The sequence below is a fragment of the Citrobacter sp. GW821-FHT07H02 genome (assembly GCF_059418505.1).
Genome location: NZ_JBWKPZ010000001.1, coordinates 297629 through 315733, shown reverse-complemented (window position 1 = coordinate 315733; position 18105 = coordinate 297629). Strand labels below are relative to the sequence as shown.

Here is an 18105-nt window from a genome sequence, read left to right as displayed (position 1 = left end):
GGCTACGTAGCTCAGTTGGTTAGAGCACATCACTCATAATGATGGGGTCACAGGTTCGAATCCCGTCGTAGCCACCATCTTTTTTTTGCGGGAGTGGCGAAATTGGTAGACGCACCAGATTTAGGTTCTGGCGCCGCAAGGTGTGCGAGTTCAAGTCTCGCCTCCCGCACCATTCACCAGTAAGCGTTGCACGGATGGGGTATCGCCAAGCGGTAAGGCACCGGTTTTTGATACCGGCATTCCCTGGTTCGAATCCAGGTACCCCAGCCATTTTTTCTTCGATATAGCGGTTCACCGCAACGGTCTTTGGGGTATCGCCAAGCGGTAAGGCACCGGTTTTTGATACCGGCATTCCCTGGTTCGAATCCAGGTACCCCAGCCATCGAAGAAAAAAATCTGGCTACGTAGCTCAGTTGGTTAGAGCACATCACTCATAATGATGGGGTCACAGGTTCGAATCCCGTCGTAGCCACCATATTAAGGACGTATCGATTTAATTCGGTAAATCCAAAAAATTGTTGGGGTATCGCCAAGCGGTAAGGCTCTGGTTTCTGATACCAGCATTCCGAGGTTCGAATCCTCGTACCCCAGCCAATTTCAAAAGACGTTTACGCTGTAGACGCACCCGTTGGGGTATCGCCAAGCGGTAAGGCTCTGGTTTCTGATACCAGCATTCCGAGGTTCGAATCCTCGTACCCCAGCCACATAAGAAAAGCTCGCTTCGGCGAGCTTTTTGCTTTTCTGCGTTTATTGCCTGATGGCGCTACGCTTATCAGGCCTACAATCGTAGGCCTGCATTCAAATTACAACCCTAACGCATATTTCAGCGCCTGGCGCTTAAGTACCCCGGCTCGTTCTGCTGCCATCAGCCCAATATTGCGCATGATCCTCAGCGGTTGCAGATTATTACTGAACCCGGCATAGAACAGATCCATCCCACTCTGCATGATGAAGTTATCGGTCATACGGCGTGTCTGATAGCGTTTCAGCACCTGATGGCTGGACCAGGATTCACCGTAGCTCCGCGCATTCGCCAGCACGTCGATCAACGCATCAACATCCCGATAGCCTAAGTTCACTCCCTGCCCTGCAAGCGGATGAATGGTGTGCGCCGCATCCCCCACCAGCGCCAGTCCTGGCTGAACGTACTGCAATGCATGCCGACGCGTGAGCGGAAACGCCCCTGCTGCTATGGCTGTGACGCTGCCCAAACGCGAAGGGAAATGTTTTTCAATCTCAACCTGCAACTGCGGCATGCTCAGGCTCTGCAACTGGCGAATTCGGGCTGGCGTGTCATACCACACCAGCGACGCCCAATTGTCGAACAACGGCAGAAATGCGCGTGGACCGTCTGGCGTAAATTGTTGCCAGGTGCTGTCGCCAGGATCGCGGTCACATTGCACGCTGATCAACATGCAGGATTGATCGTACTGCCAGGCATGGATACCGATGCCCGCCATTTGCCGAATCCGCGAGTTAGCGCCATCTGCGCCCACCACCAGTTTTGCCGTGATTATCTCGCCATCGGCCAGCTCCAGCTCGTGACGGTCATTGTTACGGTGCAAGGCAATGAGGGAGGCGGGAACACGCAGCGTGACTTTCGGATGCGCCTCCAGCGCCTGCCAGAGTGCACGTTGCAGAACGTTGTTCTCCACCATATATCCCAGCAGCGGTAATTTAAGCTCAGCGGCATCGAACATCACATGGGCGTTTTCCCACTCCCAGGTTTCCAGACGGCGGTATGGGTGGCTACGCATCCCTTGTACCGTATCCCAGACGCCCAAACCTTTGAGTAACGACACTGACGCCGCACTTATCGCCGAGATACGCACATCGGGCTGGCTGTCGGTAACAAATGGCGCAGGGGCGGCATGTTCTATGACCGTCACCGAAAATCCTTGTTGCGCCAGCCCCAGCGCCAGCGCGCCGCCGACCATCCCAGCGCCGACAATGGCTACTTCCGTTGGTTGATTTGTCATGGTCAATCATCCTGTTAGCAATATGCATTAAGTTTACAGGATTTTTTACCCCTTGAGGCTGATAACGGTCATACTGGTCACAACCGCGTCAAAGCATTACACTATGCGCCCTGCATTCCTGGCTACTATTTCGCAAGAGCAAGTCGATGACCAAAAAACTCCATATTAAAACCTGGGGCTGTCAGATGAACGAGTACGATTCATCGAAGATGGCCGATCTGCTGGACGCCACCCACGGGTATCAACTGACCGAAGTGGCGGAAGAAGCGGATGTGCTGCTGCTGAATACCTGCTCAATCCGCGAGAAGGCTCAGGAAAAAGTCTTCCATCAATTGGGTCGCTGGAAGCTCTTAAAAGAGAAAAACCCGAACCTGATTATCGGCGTCGGCGGCTGTGTGGCGTCCCAGGAAGGTGACCATATTCGTCAGCGTGCGCACTATGTCGACATCATTTTTGGGCCACAGACACTGCATCGTCTGCCTGAAATGATCAACTCCGTGCGCGGCAACCGTAGTCCGGTCGTGGATATCAGCTTCCCGGAGATCGAGAAGTTTGACCGTCTGCCGGAACCGCGTGCCGACGGCCCAACGGCATTTGTCTCTATCATGGAAGGCTGCAACAAATATTGTACTTACTGTGTGGTGCCCTACACCCGTGGTGAGGAAGTCAGCCGTCCGTCGGATGACATTCTGTTTGAAATCGCCCAGCTTGCTGCCCAGGGCGTCCGTGAAGTGAATCTGCTCGGCCAGAACGTTAACGCGTGGCGTGGCGAGAACTACGACGGCACCACCGGTTCATTCGCCGATTTGCTGCGTCTGGTCGCCGCGATCGATGGCATTGACCGCATTCGTTTCACCACCAGCCATCCGATCGAGTTCACCGATGATATCGTTGAAGTCTACCGTGATACCCCTGAGCTGGTGAGCTTCCTGCATCTGCCAGTACAGAGCGGGTCAGATCGCGTACTGAACCTGATGGGGCGTACCCACACTGCGCTGGAATACAAAGCGATCATCCGTAAACTGCGGGCAGCGCGTCCGGACATTCAGATAAGCTCCGATTTCATCGTCGGCTTCCCTGGCGAAACGACGCAAGATTTCGAGCAGACCATGAAGCTGATTGCCGACGTGAACTTCGACATGAGCTACAGCTTTATCTTCTCTGCCCGCCCGGGTACCCCCGCCGCCGATATGGTTGACGACGTCCCGGAAGCAGATAAAAAACAGCGTCTGTATATCCTGCAAGAACGTATCAACCAGCAGGCGACGGCCTGGAGCCGCCGTATGCTCGGCACCACGCAGCGTATTCTGGTGGAAGGGACTTCGCGCAAGAGCATCATGGAGCTGTCGGGTCGTACCGAAAATAACCGGGTCGTGAACTTTGAAGGAACCCCGGACATGATCGGTAAGTTTGTCGATGTGGAAATCACTGACGTCTGGACAAACTCCCTGCGCGGTAAAGTCATCCGCACTGAAGATGAAATGGGCCTGCGTATTGCAGAAACCCCGGAATCGGTCATTGCCCGTACCCGTAAAGAGAACGACTCTGGCGTTGGATTCTACCAGCCTTAATCCTCAAGGCCTGCCACCGGGCAGGCCTTGTAATTCCCCTCTTTGTCCCCATCTTCATTGCAATGCTTGCGCCTTTATCCTGTGGCGTGAATAATTTCCTTACAGGCCGGGAATATTCATCTTCCGGCGCCCTATGCATAAGAGGAACAGTTTGAACATAGACACTCGCGAAATCACCCTTGAGCCTGCAGACAATGCCCGTCTGCTGAGCCTTTGCGGCCCGTTTGATGACAACATTAAACAGCTGGAGCGCCGTCTCGGCATCGAGATTAACCGCCGTGACAACCACTTTAAACTGACCGGTCGCCCGATTTGCGTGACTGCTGCGGCAGATATTTTGCGCAGTCTGTATGTCGATACCGCTCCGGTGCGTGGTCAAAAGCAGGATATTGAGCCGGAACAGATCCACCTCGCCATCAAAGAAGCGCGGGTGCTGGAACAGAGCGCGGAGAGCGTGCCGGAGTACGGCAAAGCGGTGAACATCAAAACCAAACGCGGCGTGATTAAGCCACGTACGCCAAACCAGGCGCAATACATCGCCAATATTCTTGATCACGATATCACCTTCGGGGTTGGCCCCGCCGGTACAGGCAAAACGTACCTTGCCGTCGCCGCTGCCGTCGATGCCCTTGAGCGTCAGGAAATTCGCCGTATTCTGCTGACCCGTCCGGCGGTGGAAGCCGGGGAAAAGCTGGGATTCCTGCCAGGCGATTTGAGTCAAAAAGTCGATCCCTATTTGCGTCCCTTGTATGACGCCCTGTTCGAAATGTTAGGTTTTGAAAAGGTCGAAAAACTGATTGAACGCAACGTGATTGAAGTTGCACCGCTGGCCTATATGCGTGGTCGTACCCTGAACGACGCCTTTATCATTCTCGATGAAAGCCAGAACACCACCATCGAACAGATGAAAATGTTTCTGACGCGTATCGGTTTTAATTCGAAAGCGGTGATCACCGGCGACATCACGCAAATTGACTTGCCGCGTAGCACCAAGTCAGGCCTGCGCCACGCCATTGAAGTACTCTCTGAAGTTGATGAGATCAGTTTTAATTTCTTCCACAGTGAAGACGTTGTACGCCACCCGGTGGTCGCGCGGATCGTTACCGCCTATGAAGCCTGGGAAGAAGCAGAACAAAAACGAAAAGCAGAACTTGCTGCCGTTCGTAAGCATGAAGCCTAGGAGCAAGGACAAAAATGAGTCAGGTTATTCTCGATTTACAGCTCGCATGTGAAAACAACACGGGCTTACCGGAAGAAAGTCAGTTTCAGACGTGGCTAAATGCGGTGATCCCACAGTTTCAGGAAGAGTCAGAAGTCACCATTCGTCTGGTGGATGAAGCGGAAAGCCACGATCTTAACCTGACTTACCGTGGCAAAGATAAGTCAACCAACGTACTCTCTTTCCCGTTTGAAGCACCCCCGGGTATTGAGATGCCGCTGCTGGGCGATTTGATAATCTGCCGTCAGGTGGTTGAGCAAGAAGCGAAAGAACAGGGCAAACCGCTGGATGCCCACTGGGCACATATGGTGGTGCACGGTAGCCTGCATTTATTGGGCTACGATCATATCGAAGATGACGAAGCGGAAGAGATGGAATCCCTTGAAACAGAGATTATGCTTGCTCTGGGCTATGAGGATCCGTACATTGCCGAGAAGGAATAAGCGACCGGGCTGATGCCCGGCTGCTCGATATAATGCCGCGCGCTGAATACACGCGTGACGAGCAACCCATTAACTCACATGAGAACCCATACGACGCCATGAGCGACGACAATTCACACAGTAGTGACACATTAAACAGCAAAAAGGGATTTTTCTCCCTGTTACTGAGCCAACTGTTCCACGGTGAACCGAAAAACCGTGACGAACTGCTGGCGCTGATCCGTGATTCCGGGCAGAACGAGCTTATCGATGAAGATACGCGCGACATGCTCGAAGGGGTGATGGACATTGCGGACCAACGCGTTCGTGACATCATGATCCCCCGCTCCCAGATGATTACCCTGAAACGCAACCAAACCCTGGACGAGTGCCTTGATGTCATCATCGAGTCTGCTCACTCGCGTTTTCCGGTGATCAGCGAAGACAAAGATCACATTGAAGGGATTCTGATGGCGAAGGATTTGCTGCCGTTTATGCGCAGCGATGCCGATGCTTTCAGCATGGAAAAAGTGTTACGCCAGGCAGTTGTCGTACCTGAGAGTAAGCGTGTTGACCGCATGCTGAAGGAGTTTCGCTCTCAGCGTTACCATATGGCGATCGTCATTGACGAATTCGGCGGTGTTTCGGGTCTGGTGACCATTGAAGATATTCTTGAACTGATTGTCGGTGAAATTGAAGACGAGTACGACGAGGAAGACGATATCGACTTCCGTCAACTCAGTCGCCACACCTGGACCATTCGCGCGCTGGCGCCCATTGAAGACTTCAACGACGCTTTCGGCACCAGCTTTAGCGATGAAGAGGTCGACACCATTGGTGGGCTGGTGATGCAGGCGTTTGGTCATCTGCCAGCGCGTGGTGAAACCATCGACATTGATGGTTATCAGTTCAAAGTAGCGATGGCCGATAGCCGTCGTATTATTCAGGTTCATGTCAGAATTCCGGATGACTCACCTCAGCCGAAACTGGACGAATAAAACCAGGATTGGACTTAAAATGGCATTTGCCTCATTGATTGAACGCCAGCGCATTCGCCTGCTGCTGGCGTTATTATTCGGCGCCTGCGGCACGCTGGCCTTTTCTCCGTATGATCTCTGGCCTGCCGCGATTGTGTCGCTCATGGGTTTGCAGGCCCTCACCTTAAATCGCCGTCCGCTTCAGTCTGCCGCCGTGGGGTATTTCTGGGGACTGGGACTCTTCGGCTCCGGCATTAACTGGGTTTACGTTAGCATTGCGCAGTTTGGCGGCATGCCCGGCCCGGTTAACATCTTTCTCGTGGTGTTACTGGCCGCTTATCTCTCGCTTTATACCGGGCTTTTTGCCGGCGTATTATCACGCTTGTGGCCAAAGGCCACCTGGCTGCGCGTGGCGATTGCCGCCCCGGTTGTCTGGCAAATAACAGAATTCCTGCGCGGCTGGGTATTAACCGGCTTCCCGTGGCTGCAGTTCGGTTACAGCCAGATTGACGGGCCGCTGAAAGGGCTGGCGCCGGTAATGGGTGTGGAAGCCATTAACTTCCTGTTGATGATGGTCAGCGGTCTGTTGGTCCTCGCCATCGCCACTCGCCAATGGCGTTCCTGTGTCGTGGCGGTGGTGCTTTTCGCCCTTCCTTTCCCACTGCGCTATATCCAGTGGTATACCCCTGAGCCGGAAAAAACCATTCAGGTTTCCATGGTACAGGGCGATATCCCGCAATCGCTGAAGTGGGATGAGAATCAGCTGATCAACACGTTAAAAATCTATCTCGACGCCTCACAGCCTGAGCTTGGAAAATCGCAGTTGATTATCTGGCCTGAGTCCGCGATTCCGGACCTGGAAATTAATCAGCAGCGTTTTCTTAGCATGATGGATGACCTGCTGAAATCGAAAAACAGCACGCTGATTACTGGCATTGTTGATGCGCGTCTGAACAAGAAAAACCGTTACGATACGTACAACACCATCATCACGCTGGGTAAAGACAGTCCGTACAGTTACGACTCCACCAATCGCTATAACAAAAACCACCTTGTTCCGTTTGGTGAGTTTGTCCCGCTGGAATCTATTCTGCGCCCGCTTGCGCCGTTCTTCGACCTGCCGATGTCGTCGTTCAGTCGTGGGCCGTATGTGCAGCCACAACTGCATGCGCACGGCTTCAAACTGACCGCCGCCATTTGCTACGAAATTATTCTCGGTGAACAGGTACGGGACAACTTCCGCCCCGATACCGATTACCTGCTGACCATCTCGAACGATGCCTGGTTTGGTAAATCGATTGGTCCGTGGCAGCACTTCCAGATGGCGCGGATGCGTTCACTGGAACTGGCGCGTCCGCTGTTGCGCAGTACCAATAACGGCATTACGGCAGTCATTGGACCGCAGGGCGACATCCAGGCGATGATCCCACAGTTTACCCGTCAGGTGTTGACTACTAGCGTCACGCCAACGACGGGCCTGACACCCTACGCCCGCACCGGCAACTGGCCGCTGTGGATTATCACTGCATTGTTGGGTTTTGGTGCGGTGATCATGAGTCTGCGCCAGCGTCGTAAGTAATCTCCCTCCCCTTTTGCCCGGTGGCGCTTCGCTTACCGGGCCTACAACTTCCCTCCCGTATTTCACTCTGGCACGTCTATTGCTTTGTTATACAAGATAAATGCGTTTTTGACCGATTGTGCAACCTGGTCGCACCAATACCGTTCGTTGGTAGCGCCAAAATAGTGCAATGACAAATTATTGTCTCTAAACGGTGCGGCGCACTTCGCAAAAATAAACAATAACGCAGCAATATCTTTACATTAAGCCAGACTAAATGTTAACAAACAGTCATAACACTGCACATTAAAGTTGCAGGTGATAACAACACAGACACTCACAATGGGTATCAATGCGTTTCTGACGCAGACGATAAAGGAGTTGGATATGCAATTACGTAAGCTGGCCACAGCAATGCTGGTGATGGGAATGTCTGCCGGTCTGGCGCATGCAGAAGATGCAGCACCCGCCGCAGGTAGCACGCTGGACAAGATCGCGAAAAACGACGTCATCGTCGTCGGCCATCGCGAATCCTCAGTACCATTCTCTTATTACGACAACCAGCAGAAAGTGGTGGGTTATTCACAGGATTACTCCAACGCCATCGTTGAAGCCGTGAAGAAAAAACTCAACAAACCTGACCTGCAGGTGAAGCTGATCCCAATCACTTCTCAGAACCGTATTCCGCTACTGCAAAACGGCACATTCGACTTTGAATGTGGCTCCACCACCAACAACCTTGAACGTCAGAAACAGGCGGCCTTCTCCGACACTATTTTCGTCGTCGGTACACGTCTGCTGGCGAAAAAAGGCGGTGATGTTAAAGACTTCCCGGACCTGAAAGGGAAAGCGGTCGTCGTCACCTCCGGCACAACCTCCGAAGTGCTGCTGCATAAACTGAATGAAGAACAAAAAATGGACATGCGCATCATCAGCGCGAAGGACCATGGCGACTCCTTCCGTACCCTGGAAAGCGGTCGTGCGGTGGCCTTTATGATGGATGACGCGCTGCTGGCCGGCGAACGCGCAAAAGCGAAGAAACCGGACAACTGGGAAATCGTCGGTAAGCCGCAATCCCAGGAAGCCTACGGCTGTATGCTGCGTAAAGACGATCCCGAGTTTAAAAAGCTGATGGATGACACCATCGCCAAAGCACAGACCTCAGGTGAAGCGGAGAAATGGTTCGCTAAATGGTTTAAAAACCCGATCCCACCAAAGAACCTGAATATGAATTTTGAACTGTCTGAGCAGATGAAAACGCTGTTCAAAGAACCGAATGATAAAGCGCTTAACTAACTAAAATAATGGGAGGTTTTCCCTCCCTCTCGATTGCTGCTCAGCACGGACAGACTATATGCCAGGTGGTCGTTCCCCACCTGGCCTGAAAACCGCAAGTCGCTGCGCAACAATCTTCGAGGGTAGCCCTGCTACCCTTTTTTTTCTGGAGTAGATTTATGTCAATAGACTGGAACTGGGGGATTTTTTTACAACAAGCCCCGTTCGGCAACACCACCTATCTCGGCTGGCTCTGGAGCGGCTTTCAGGTCACCGTCGCGTTATCCATTAGCGCCTGGATTATTGCTTTCCTGGTCGGATCCTTGTTCGGCATCCTGCGCACCGTTCCTAACCGCTTCCTCTCCAGCCTCGGCACGCTGTATGTAGAACTGTTTCGTAACGTTCCGCTGATTGTTCAATTTTTCACCTGGTATCTGGTGATCCCAGAACTGTTGCCCGAAAATATCGGCATGTGGTTCAAGTCTGAGCTGGACCCCAACATTCAATTCTTTCTCTCTTCCCTGTTTTGTCTGGGGTTGTTTACTGCTGCACGTGTTTGCGAACAGGTTCGTGCCGCTATCCAGTCATTGCCGCGTGGGCAAAAAAATGCCGCGCTGGCCATGGGCCTTACGCTGCCGCAGGCGTATCGCTATGTTTTGCTGCCGAATGCGTATCGCGTGATTGTGCCGCCAATGACGTCAGAGATGATGAACCTGGTGAAGAACTCGGCCATCGCGTCCACGATTGGTCTGGTGGATATGGCCGCACAGGCGGGCAAACTGCTGGATTACTCCGCTCACGCCTGGGAATCGTTTACCGCCATTACGCTGGCTTATGTGTTGATTAACGCCTTCATCATGCTGGTGATGAGTCTGGTGGAACGCAAAATCCGCCTGCCTGGCAATTTGGGAGGCAAATAATGTACGAGTTTGACTGGAATTCCATTGTTCCCTCTATGCCTTATCTGCTGGCGGGACTGGTCATTACCCTGAAAATTACCGTCACCGCCGTTGTCATCGGGATTGTCTGGGGAACTATTCTCGCGGTGATGCGACTCTCCAGCTTTGCGCCTGTTGCCTGGTTTGCCAAAGCCTACGTCAACGTATTCCGCTCCATCCCACTGGTGATGGTACTGCTGTGGTTTTACCTGATTGTACCGGGGCTACTACAGGATGTTCTTGGACTCTCGCCGAAAGCCGATATTCGGTTGATTTCAGCAATGGTCGCGTTTTCCATGTTTGAAGCGGCATATTACTCAGAGATTATCCGTGCTGGTATCCAGAGTATTTCACGCGGCCAGTCCAGTGCGGCACTGGCATTAGGAATGACACACTGGCAGTCAATGAAACTGATTATATTGCCGCAGGCGTTTCGCGCGATGGTGCCGTTGCTGCTCACCCAGGGCATTGTGCTATTCCAGGATACCTCCCTGGTCTACGTATTGAGTCTGGCGGACTTCTTCCGTACCGCCTCCACCATTGGCGAACGCGACGGTACACAGGTCGAAATGATTCTGTTCGCGGGCGCCGTCTATTTTGTTATTAGCCTGAGCGCGTCGTTGTTGGTCACCTATCTGAAGAAAAGGACAGTTTAATGATTACCCTGAAAAATGTTTCTAAATGGTATGGTCACTTTCAGGTGCTGACCGACTGCTCCACAGAAGTGCAAAAAGGGGAAGTGGTGGTCGTGTGCGGCCCTTCGGGTTCCGGTAAATCGACGCTAATCAAAACGGTAAACGGGCTGGAGCCTGTTCAACAGGGGGAAATTACCGTCGACGGCACCGTCGTTAACGATAAAAAAACGGATCTGGCAAAACTACGCTCTCGTGTAGGGATGGTTTTCCAGCACTTTGAACTGTTCCCGCACCTGTCCATCATTGAAAACCTGACGCTGGCGCAAGTCAAAGTCCTCAAGCGCGAGAAAGAACCGGCTCGCAAAAAGGCGCTGAAACTGCTTGAACGTGTGGGTCTTTCTGCGCATGCCGATAAGTTTCCGGCACAGCTTTCCGGGGGCCAGCAGCAGCGTGTGGCGATCGCCCGTGCCTTGTGCATGGATCCCATCGCGATGTTGTTTGATGAGCCGACCTCCGCGCTCGATCCGGAAATGATCAATGAAGTGTTGGATGTTATGGTTGAGCTGGCGCATGAAGGTATGACCATGATGGTGGTGACTCACGAGATGGGCTTTGCCCGGAAAGTGGCCAATCGGGTCATTTTTATGGATGAAGGAAAAATCGTCGAGGACTCGGAAAAAGAGGCCTTCTTTGCCAACCCGAAATCAGAACGCGCCAAAGATTTCCTCGCTAAAATTCTGCATTAATCTTGCTGGCTGAGAAGTTCGCTTTTTACACCTGAACGATGCCGGATGGCGCTAACGCTTATCCGGCCTACGCAACAGTGCATTTGTAGGCCGGATAAGACGCGTTAGCGTCGCCATCCGGCACAATGCATTACGGCTCAAACGGCCTACGCTGGAACTGGTCGTGACCACATTTCGGGCACAGCGGCAGCACATCCGGGGTGTAGACCGCTAAATGGAAATGGCATTTTTCACAGACCAGATTGCCAAGCCCTACCACCTCTCCGCTATGATAGACGCCGTGGTGGCTCAAATCCTGAAAAACTTCGCGCCACTCCAGCTGCGTTTTGTCGGTGATGTCGGCCAGTTCCTGCCAGATGCTCTCTTTGATCACCCGCATAAAAACGCTGTCGGATTCCTCGCTCTGGCTCTCCTCGTAGCTCATGGCGAACTCTTCCAGGTCACGTCTGACGGCGCGCGTCAGTTCGTCCACCTCCGTTCGTGTTAACTCCCCTGCCTGCAAAACACGTTGACGCGCCTGTGCTACCAACGCGTCAATATCTCGTTCGCCATTTCGCAAGCGTTCGCTTAATGACGCCACCAGTTCACGGTAATATTGAGCAACCTTGTTCATCACTTCGCCTCCTGGGTCGTTAACTGTCTATAATAATAGACGTTATTTGCGTTCCACTCTGCAAGAGTGCCCACAGAGTATGTAAATTCGTGCAAGAATTGTCCTTACGGGAATTCAGAGCAGAATGCGCGAAAGGCTGTTTTGACGCGGGCGTTTGGGCTATGCTATGCGGATCTGAAACACCACCTCTAAGGCTACGTTTGTAGCTGTATTGAAAACAGGACCACTGGCTGCCATGCAAGAGCAATACCGCCCGGAAGAGATAGAATCCAAAGTACAGCTTCACTGGGATGAGAAGCGCACATTTGAAGTAACCGAAGACGAGAGCAAAGAGAAGTATTACTGCCTGTCTATGCTTCCCTATCCTTCTGGTCGACTACACATGGGCCACGTACGTAACTACACCATTGGTGACGTGATCGCCCGTTACCAGCGTATGCTGGGCAAAAACGTCCTGCAGCCTATCGGCTGGGATGCATTCGGTCTGCCTGCAGAAGGCGCGGCGGTAAAAAATAACACCGCCCCGGCACCGTGGACGTATGACAACATCGCCTACATGAAAAACCAGCTCAAAATGCTGGGCTTCGGCTATGACTGGAGCCGCGAGCTGGCGACCTGTACCCCGGAATACTACCGTTGGGAACAAAAATTCTTCACCGAGCTGTATAAAAAAGGGCTGGTGTATAAGAAAACGTCTGCGGTGAACTGGTGCCCTAACGACCAGACCGTGCTGGCGAACGAACAGGTGATCGACGGCTGCTGCTGGCGCTGCGACACCAAAGTTGAGCGTAAAGAGATCCCGCAGTGGTTTATCAAAATCACCGCTTACGCTGACGAACTGTTGCGCGATCTGGACAACCTGGATCACTGGCCAGACACCGTTAAGACCATGCAGCGTAACTGGATTGGTCGCTCTGAAGGCGTAGAAATCACCTTCAACGTGACCGGTTATGACAACACGCTGACCGTCTATACCACCCGTCCTGACACCTTTATGGGCGCCACGTATCTGGCGGTTGCTGCAGGTCACCCACTGGCGCAGAAAGCGGCCGAGAATAACCCACTGCTGGCGTCCTTTATCGACGAATGCCGTAATACCAAAGTTGCCGAAGCTGATATGGCGACCATGGAGAAGAAAGGCGTTGATACTGGCTTTAAAGCGGTTCATCCGTTAACGGGTGAAGAGATCCCGGTGTGGGCGGCAAACTTTGTTCTGATGGAATACGGTACCGGCGCTGTGATGGCGGTTCCAGGTCACGACCAGCGCGATTACGAATTTGCATCAAAATACGGTCTGAATATCAAACCGGTTATCCTGGCGGCTGATGGCTCCGAGCCGGATCTGTCCGCGCAAGCGTTGACCGAGAAAGGTGTTCTGTTTAACTCTGGCGAATTCAGCGGTCTGAGCTTTGAAGAAGGTTTCAATGCTATCGCCGACAAATTAACAGCGCTGGGCGTCGGTGAGCGTAAAGTGAACTACCGTCTGCGCGACTGGGGCGTTTCCCGTCAGCGTTACTGGGGCGCACCGATCCCGATGGTGACTCTGGAAGACGGTACGGTACTGCCGACCCCGGAAGATCAACTGCCGGTGATTCTGCCGGAAGATGTGGTGATGGACGGCATCAGCAGCCCGATCAAAGCCGATCCTGAGTGGGCGAAAACCACCGTTAACGGTCAGCCAGCGCTGCGCGAAACCGACACCTTTGACACCTTTATGGAGTCATCCTGGTACTACGCGCGTTACACCTGTCCGCAGTACAACGACGGTATGCTGGACCCGGAAGCGGCAAACTACTGGCTGCCGGTTGATATCTACATTGGTGGTATTGAACACGCCATCATGCACCTGCTCTATTTCCGCTTCTTCCACAAACTGATGCGCGACGCGGGCATGGTCAACTCTGACGAACCAGCTAAGCAGCTGCTGTGTCAGGGTATGGTGCTGGCAGACGCCTTCTACTACGTTGGCGAGAACGGCGAGCGTAACTGGGTTTCTCCGGTTGACGCTATCGTTGAGCGCGACGAAAAAGGCCGTATTGTTAAAGCCAAAGATGCCGCGGGCCATGAGCTGGTGTATACCGGCATGAGCAAAATGTCCAAGTCCAAGAATAACGGTATCGACCCGCAGGTGATGGTTGAACGTTACGGCGCGGACACCGTGCGTCTGTTTATGATGTTTGCGTCCCCGGCTGATATGACGCTGGAGTGGCAGGAGTCCGGTGTGGAAGGGGCAAACCGCTTCCTGAAACGTGTCTGGAAACTGGTTTACGAGCATACTTCTCAGGGCGAGGTTGTCGCGCTGAATGTCGAAAGCCTGAGCGAAGATCAAAAAGCGCTCCGCCGTGACGTGCATAAAACGATTGCGAAAGTGACCGATGATATTGGTCGTCGTCAGACCTTCAATACCGCGATCGCCGCGATTATGGAGCTGATGAACAAGCTGGCGAAAGCACCGACGGAAAGCGAGCAGGACCGCGCCCTGATGCAGGAAGCGCTGCTGGCGGTGGTCCGTATGCTCAACCCGTTCACACCGCATGCCTGCTTCACCTTATGGCAGGCGCTGAAAGGCGAAGGCGATATCGATAACGCGCCGTGGCCAGTGGCTGACGAAAGCGCTATGGTTGAAGACTCCACGCTGGTTGTGGTTCAGGTTAACGGCAAAGTCCGTGGCAAAATCACCGTTCCGGTGAATGCAACTGAAGAGCAGGTTCGCGAACGTGCTGGCCAGGAACATCTGGTGGCAAAATATCTTGATGGGGTTACCGTGCGTAAAGTGATTTACGTTCCGGGTAAACTTCTCAATCTGGTCGTTGGCTAAGCGCGGGAGGAAGCGTGCGATTTCTGACAACATTGGTGTTATCTCTGGCGGTGCTGACCACCGCCGGGTGTGGCTGGCACCTGCGTAATACCACGCAGGTTCCTGACACGATGAAAACCATGATTCTGGACTCAGGCGATCCAAACGGTCCGTTAAGCCGTGCGGTGCGTAATCAGTTACGTCTGAATGATATCGAATTGCTTGATAAAGATTCGATGCGTCAGGATGTTCCGTCGTTGCGTCTGGGCCGGGTGAGTATCGCAAAAGATACGGCCTCTGTTTTCCAGGACGGTCAAACGGCGGAGTATCAAATGGTGATGACCGTTAACGCCAGCGTATTGGTTCCCGGGAATGACATTTATCCTATCAGTGTGAAGGTATACCGCTCGTTCTTCGATAACTCGCAGATGGCGCTGGCGAAGGATAACGAAGAGGAGATGATCGTCAAAGAGATGTACGACAAGGCTGCCGAACAGTTGATTCGTAAACTGCCGAGCGTTCATGTTGCTGATGCTCAGTCATCCAAAGAAGACGACAAGACTGTTGAGAGTTCAACCGCCGCTCCGGCATCTTCTTCGTCACGCGTCACTACCACGCTGGGTAACTGATGCTTAAGTTGTACCCTGAACAACTCCGCGCACAGCTCAATGAAGGGCTGCGCGCGGCGTATTTATTGCTGGGCAACGACCCGCTCCTTTTACAGGAAAGCCAGGATGCTATCCGTCAGGTCGCTGCCGACAATGGATTTGAAGAACACCACACCGTCACGATCGATACCAGTACCGACTGGGATTCACTTTTCTCGATATGTCAGGCCATGAGTCTGTTTGCCAGTCGGCAAACACTCCTTTTACTGCTTCCCGAGAATGGTCCTAACGCTGCCATCAACGAGCAACTTGCGACATTGACGACCCTTCTGCATGACGATCTCCTGCTGATCGTTCGGGGCAATAAACTCACCAAAGCCCAGGAAAATGCAGCATGGTACACCGCGCTGGCAGCAGCTGGCGTGCAGGTCAGTTGCCAGACGCCGGAGCAAGCCCAGCTTCCGCGCTGGGTTGCCGCACGGGCAAAGCAAAATGGTCTGCATCTGGATGACGCGGCAAATCAGCTGCTGTGTTACTGCTATGAAGGTAACCTGTTAGCGCTGGCGCAGGCGCTGGAACGGCTGTCATTGTTGTGGCCCGACGGGAAACTCACGCTGCCGCGCGTGGAGCAAGCCGTTAACGATGCCGCCCATTTTACCCCTTTCCATTGGGTCGACGCGTTGCTGATGGGCAAAAGCAAACGCGCGCTGCATATCTTGCAACAGCTACGGCTCGAAGGCAGCGAACCCGTGATTCTGCTGCGCACAATACAGCGTGAGTTACTGTTACTGGTTAACCTGAAACGACAATCGGCGCATACGCCGCTGCGCGCCTTATTTGATAAGCATCGGGTATGGCAAAATCGCCGGGGCATGGTGGGCGATGCGCTGAATCGTCTGAGTCAGACTCAACTCCGCCAGGCAGTACAGTTACTGACACGTACAGAAATTACGCTTAAACAAGATTATGGTCAGTCGGTGTGGGCTGAGCTGGAGGGACTCTCTCTCCTGCTCTGTCATAAAGCACTGGCCGATGTTTTTATTGATGGTTGATTATGAAATCACTGCAGGCTCTGTTTGGCGGCACCTTTGATCCGGTGCATTATGGTCATCTCAAACCCGTAGAAACGCTGGCCAATTTGATCGGCTTGTCCCGGGTCATTGTCATGCCCAACAACGTGCCACCACATCGCCAGCAACCAGAAGCCTCGGGTATCCAGCGCAAACACATGCTTGAACTGGCCATCGCCGACAAACCGTTATTTGTCCTGGATGAGCGTGAGCTGAAGCGCCCCACCGCCTCTTACACCGCGCAAACGCTGCGCGAATGGCGGATTGAGCAGGGCCAGGAATGCCCTCTGGCCTTTATCATCGGCCAGGACTCACTGCTCACCTTTCCCTCATGGCATGACTATGAAACCATTCTGGGCAATACCCATTTGATCGTCTGTCGGCGTCCGGGATACCCGCTGCAGATGGCAAATGAGCAACATCAGCAATGGCTGGAACGCCATCTGACGTCTCTGCCAGATGATTTACACCAGTTCCCTGCGGGCAAAATCTATCTGGCAGAAACCCCATGGTTCAATATCTCCGCAACGTTAATTCGTGAGCGTCTGGAAAAAGGTGAACCCTGCGATGATTTGCTGCCAGAGTCCGTTCTGAATTACATCAATCAGCAGGGGCTGTATCGGTAAACACTTCGCTTAGCGCAGTGAGCACCCGGTTATTCTCCTCGCGGCTACGAATTGCTACCCGGTAAAAACGGGCATCAAGCCCTGGGTAGTTGGCGCAACTGCGAATCAAAATATGTTGCTCCAGCAAAGCTTGTTGTAAATCAATGCCCTTCCTGTCACAGCGTAACAGAAGATAATTCGCCTGGCCGGGATACACCATCAGTCCCGGCAATGCACGCAAAAGCGCATAAAATCGCTGCCCCTCTTGCGCCAGCCACTGCCACGTCGCCTGCTGATAAGCGGTATCCTGCAAAATAATCTCGCCAGCAAGCGCCGCAAACGCATTGATAGACCACGGCATTTGCTGATTGCGCATCTTCGCCACGGCACATTCGTCGCTGTTGACCAGATACCCCAGACGCAGACCCGGTATTGCGTAAAATTTGGTGAGCGAGCGCAGAACCCAGATATGCGGATGTTTTTCCAGTCGCGGAATAAATCCCTGTTGATCAGGAATAAAATCAATGAACGCTTCGTCCAGGATCAGGGCGATCCCTAACGCTTTACAGCGTTCGGCGATCGTCAGGATCAAATGGGGATCAGGCAGCAGTCCGGTCGGGTTGTTGGGCGTACAAAGAAAGAGGCAATCCAGCTCAGGCGTCAATGCGTCGAGGATCGCGTCAGTCAACTGCCAGCCATCGGCTTCGCGAAGCGCAAACTCATGAATCTGACACTCCCCCCACTGTAGCGCCCGACGGTATTCGGCAAATCCAGGGGTCACTATCATCGCGTGGCGCGGTTTGAGGCCTTTAACCAGCGTAAAGATAGACTCTGTTTCGCCATTGCCCGCCAGAATCCACGCAGCAGGAATGTGGTGATGTCGTGCCAGCGCCTGATGCAAACTGAAATATTCCACGTCAGGATATTTCTCTGCACTGGCAAGATTGTCGATGATCGCGCGTTTTAGGCTTTCAGGCATACCCAGGGGATTGATATTTGCGCTAAAATCCAGCAACTGTTCAGGCAAGATGCCCAACAATGCGGCGGCTTCCCGGGTGTTACCGCCATGTTCACTCTTCAGTAGAGGCATCG

At 53.1% G+C, this 18105-nt stretch carries 16 protein-coding genes and 7 tRNA genes; 20 read left to right on the top strand and 3 right to left on the bottom strand.

The features are described from left to right. The 7 genes from AC07NP_RS01455 to AC07NP_RS01425 all read left to right on the top strand — a co-directional run bounded on the left by AC07NP_RS01455 (nt 1) and on the right by AC07NP_RS01425 (nt 704). A tRNA-Met gene (locus AC07NP_RS01455) sits at nt 1–77 on the top strand. 10 nt (nt 78–87) lie between these two features. After that, a tRNA-Leu gene (locus AC07NP_RS01450) sits at nt 88–172 on the top strand. Between the two features lie 23 nt (nt 173–195). Beyond that, a tRNA-Gln gene (locus tag AC07NP_RS01445) sits at nt 196–270 on the top strand. Nucleotides 271–307: 37 nt separating this feature from the next. Further along, nucleotides 308–382: transfer RNA gene (locus tag AC07NP_RS01440), tRNA-Gln, on the top strand. Nucleotides 383–398: 16 nt separating this feature from the next. Then, nucleotides 399–475, top strand: a tRNA-Met gene (locus AC07NP_RS01435). Nucleotides 476–519: 44 nt separating this feature from the next. Beyond that, nucleotides 520–594: transfer RNA gene (locus AC07NP_RS01430), tRNA-Gln, on the top strand. Nucleotides 595–629: 35 nt separating this feature from the next. After that, nucleotides 630–704, top strand: a tRNA-Gln gene (locus AC07NP_RS01425). Between the two features lie 99 nt (nt 705–803). Here the strand turns inward: AC07NP_RS01425 and ubiF are convergent. Then, nucleotides 804–1979: a 3-demethoxyubiquinol 3-hydroxylase gene (gene ubiF, locus AC07NP_RS01420; protein WP_494659355.1), complete on the bottom strand. Its 1176-nt coding sequence runs from the start codon at nt 1977–1979 to the stop codon at nt 804–806. Between the two features lie 146 nt (nt 1980–2125). Here ubiF and miaB point away from each other — a divergent pair, with 146 nt between their 5' ends. The 9 genes from miaB to gltL all read left to right on the top strand — a co-directional run bounded on the left by miaB (nt 2126) and on the right by gltL (nt 11320). Then, nucleotides 2126–3550, top strand: a complete 1425-nt coding sequence (miaB, locus tag AC07NP_RS01415; protein WP_203358495.1) for a tRNA (N6-isopentenyl adenosine(37)-C2)-methylthiotransferase MiaB — start codon at nt 2126–2128, stop codon at nt 3548–3550. A gap of 151 nt (nt 3551–3701) precedes the next feature. Next, nucleotides 3702–4730 (top strand): PhoH family protein, encoded by a 1029-nt coding sequence (locus tag AC07NP_RS01410; RefSeq protein ID WP_494659354.1) that lies wholly within the window; start codon nt 3702–3704, stop codon nt 4728–4730. A 14-nt stretch (nt 4731–4744) separates the two neighbouring features. Further along, complete coding sequence (gene ybeY / locus AC07NP_RS01405; RefSeq protein WP_276292414.1) at nt 4745–5212, top strand: rRNA maturation RNase YbeY; 468 nt, start codon at nt 4745–4747, stop codon at nt 5210–5212. 98 nt (nt 5213–5310) lie between these two features. After that, nucleotides 5311–6189 carry a CNNM family magnesium/cobalt transport protein CorC gene (gene corC, locus AC07NP_RS01400; RefSeq protein ID WP_192614318.1) on the top strand — a complete coding sequence of 293 codons (879 nt, stop codon included), beginning with the start codon at nt 5311–5313 and terminating at the stop codon, nt 6187–6189. A gap of 19 nt (nt 6190–6208) precedes the next feature. Beyond that, entirely contained in the window at nt 6209–7747 is a 1539-nt protein-coding gene (lnt, locus tag AC07NP_RS01395) for an apolipoprotein N-acyltransferase (RefSeq protein ID WP_494659353.1), read from the top strand. 366 nt (nt 7748–8113) lie between these two features. After that, nucleotides 8114–9022, top strand: a complete 909-nt coding sequence (locus AC07NP_RS01390) for an amino acid ABC transporter substrate-binding protein (protein WP_301696374.1) — start codon at nt 8114–8116, stop codon at nt 9020–9022. A 158-nt stretch (nt 9023–9180) separates the two neighbouring features. Beyond that, entirely contained in the window at nt 9181–9921 is a 741-nt protein-coding gene (gene gltJ / locus AC07NP_RS01385) for a glutamate/aspartate ABC transporter permease GltJ (RefSeq protein WP_192611547.1), read from the top strand. Next, complete coding sequence (gltK, locus tag AC07NP_RS01380) at nt 9921–10595, top strand: glutamate/aspartate ABC transporter permease GltK (RefSeq protein WP_494659352.1); 675 nt, start codon at nt 9921–9923, stop codon at nt 10593–10595. The genes gltJ and gltK overlap by 1 nt, the downstream gene beginning before the upstream one ends. Then, nucleotides 10595–11320 (top strand): glutamate/aspartate ABC transporter ATP-binding protein GltL, encoded by a 726-nt coding sequence (gene gltL, locus AC07NP_RS01375; RefSeq protein ID WP_162382568.1) that lies wholly within the window; start codon nt 10595–10597, stop codon nt 11318–11320. Before gltK ends, gltL begins: the two co-directional genes overlap by 1 nt. A 130-nt stretch (nt 11321–11450) precedes the next feature. Here the strand turns inward: gltL and AC07NP_RS01370 are convergent, their stop codons facing one another. Further along, entirely contained in the window at nt 11451–11933 is a 483-nt protein-coding gene (locus AC07NP_RS01370; protein ID WP_192611545.1) for a zinc ribbon-containing protein, read from the bottom strand. Nucleotides 11934–12168: 235 nt separating this feature from the next. Between AC07NP_RS01370 and leuS the strand changes: the two genes are divergently transcribed. From leuS to nadD, 4 genes are read left to right on the top strand one after another with little or no spacing between them, the layout of a single operon-like run. After that, nucleotides 12169–14751: a leucine--tRNA ligase gene (leuS, locus tag AC07NP_RS01365; protein WP_494659351.1), complete on the top strand. Its 2583-nt coding sequence runs from the start codon at nt 12169–12171 to the stop codon at nt 14749–14751. Nucleotides 14752–14765: 14 nt separating this feature from the next. After that, nucleotides 14766–15359, top strand: coding sequence for an LPS assembly lipoprotein LptE (lptE, locus tag AC07NP_RS01360; protein WP_494659350.1), 594 nt, complete (start codon nt 14766–14768; stop codon nt 15357–15359). After that, nucleotides 15359–16390 carry a DNA polymerase III subunit delta gene (gene holA / locus AC07NP_RS01355; RefSeq protein WP_494659349.1) on the top strand — a complete coding sequence of 344 codons (1032 nt, stop codon included), beginning with the start codon at nt 15359–15361 and terminating at the stop codon, nt 16388–16390. The genes lptE and holA overlap by 1 nt, the downstream gene beginning before the upstream one ends. Before the next feature lie 2 nt (nt 16391–16392). Further along, nucleotides 16393–17034, top strand: a complete 642-nt coding sequence (nadD, locus tag AC07NP_RS01350) for a nicotinate-nucleotide adenylyltransferase (RefSeq protein ID WP_494659348.1) — start codon at nt 16393–16395, stop codon at nt 17032–17034. On the opposite strand, the gene cobD is transcribed toward nadD, so the two are convergent. After that, complete coding sequence (cobD, locus tag AC07NP_RS01345) at nt 17009–18103, bottom strand: threonine-phosphate decarboxylase CobD (RefSeq protein ID WP_494659347.1); 1095 nt, start codon at nt 18101–18103, stop codon at nt 17009–17011. The two genes, nadD and cobD, sit on opposite strands and share 26 nt — an antisense overlap. Nucleotides 18104–18105: the final 2 nt, after the last annotated feature.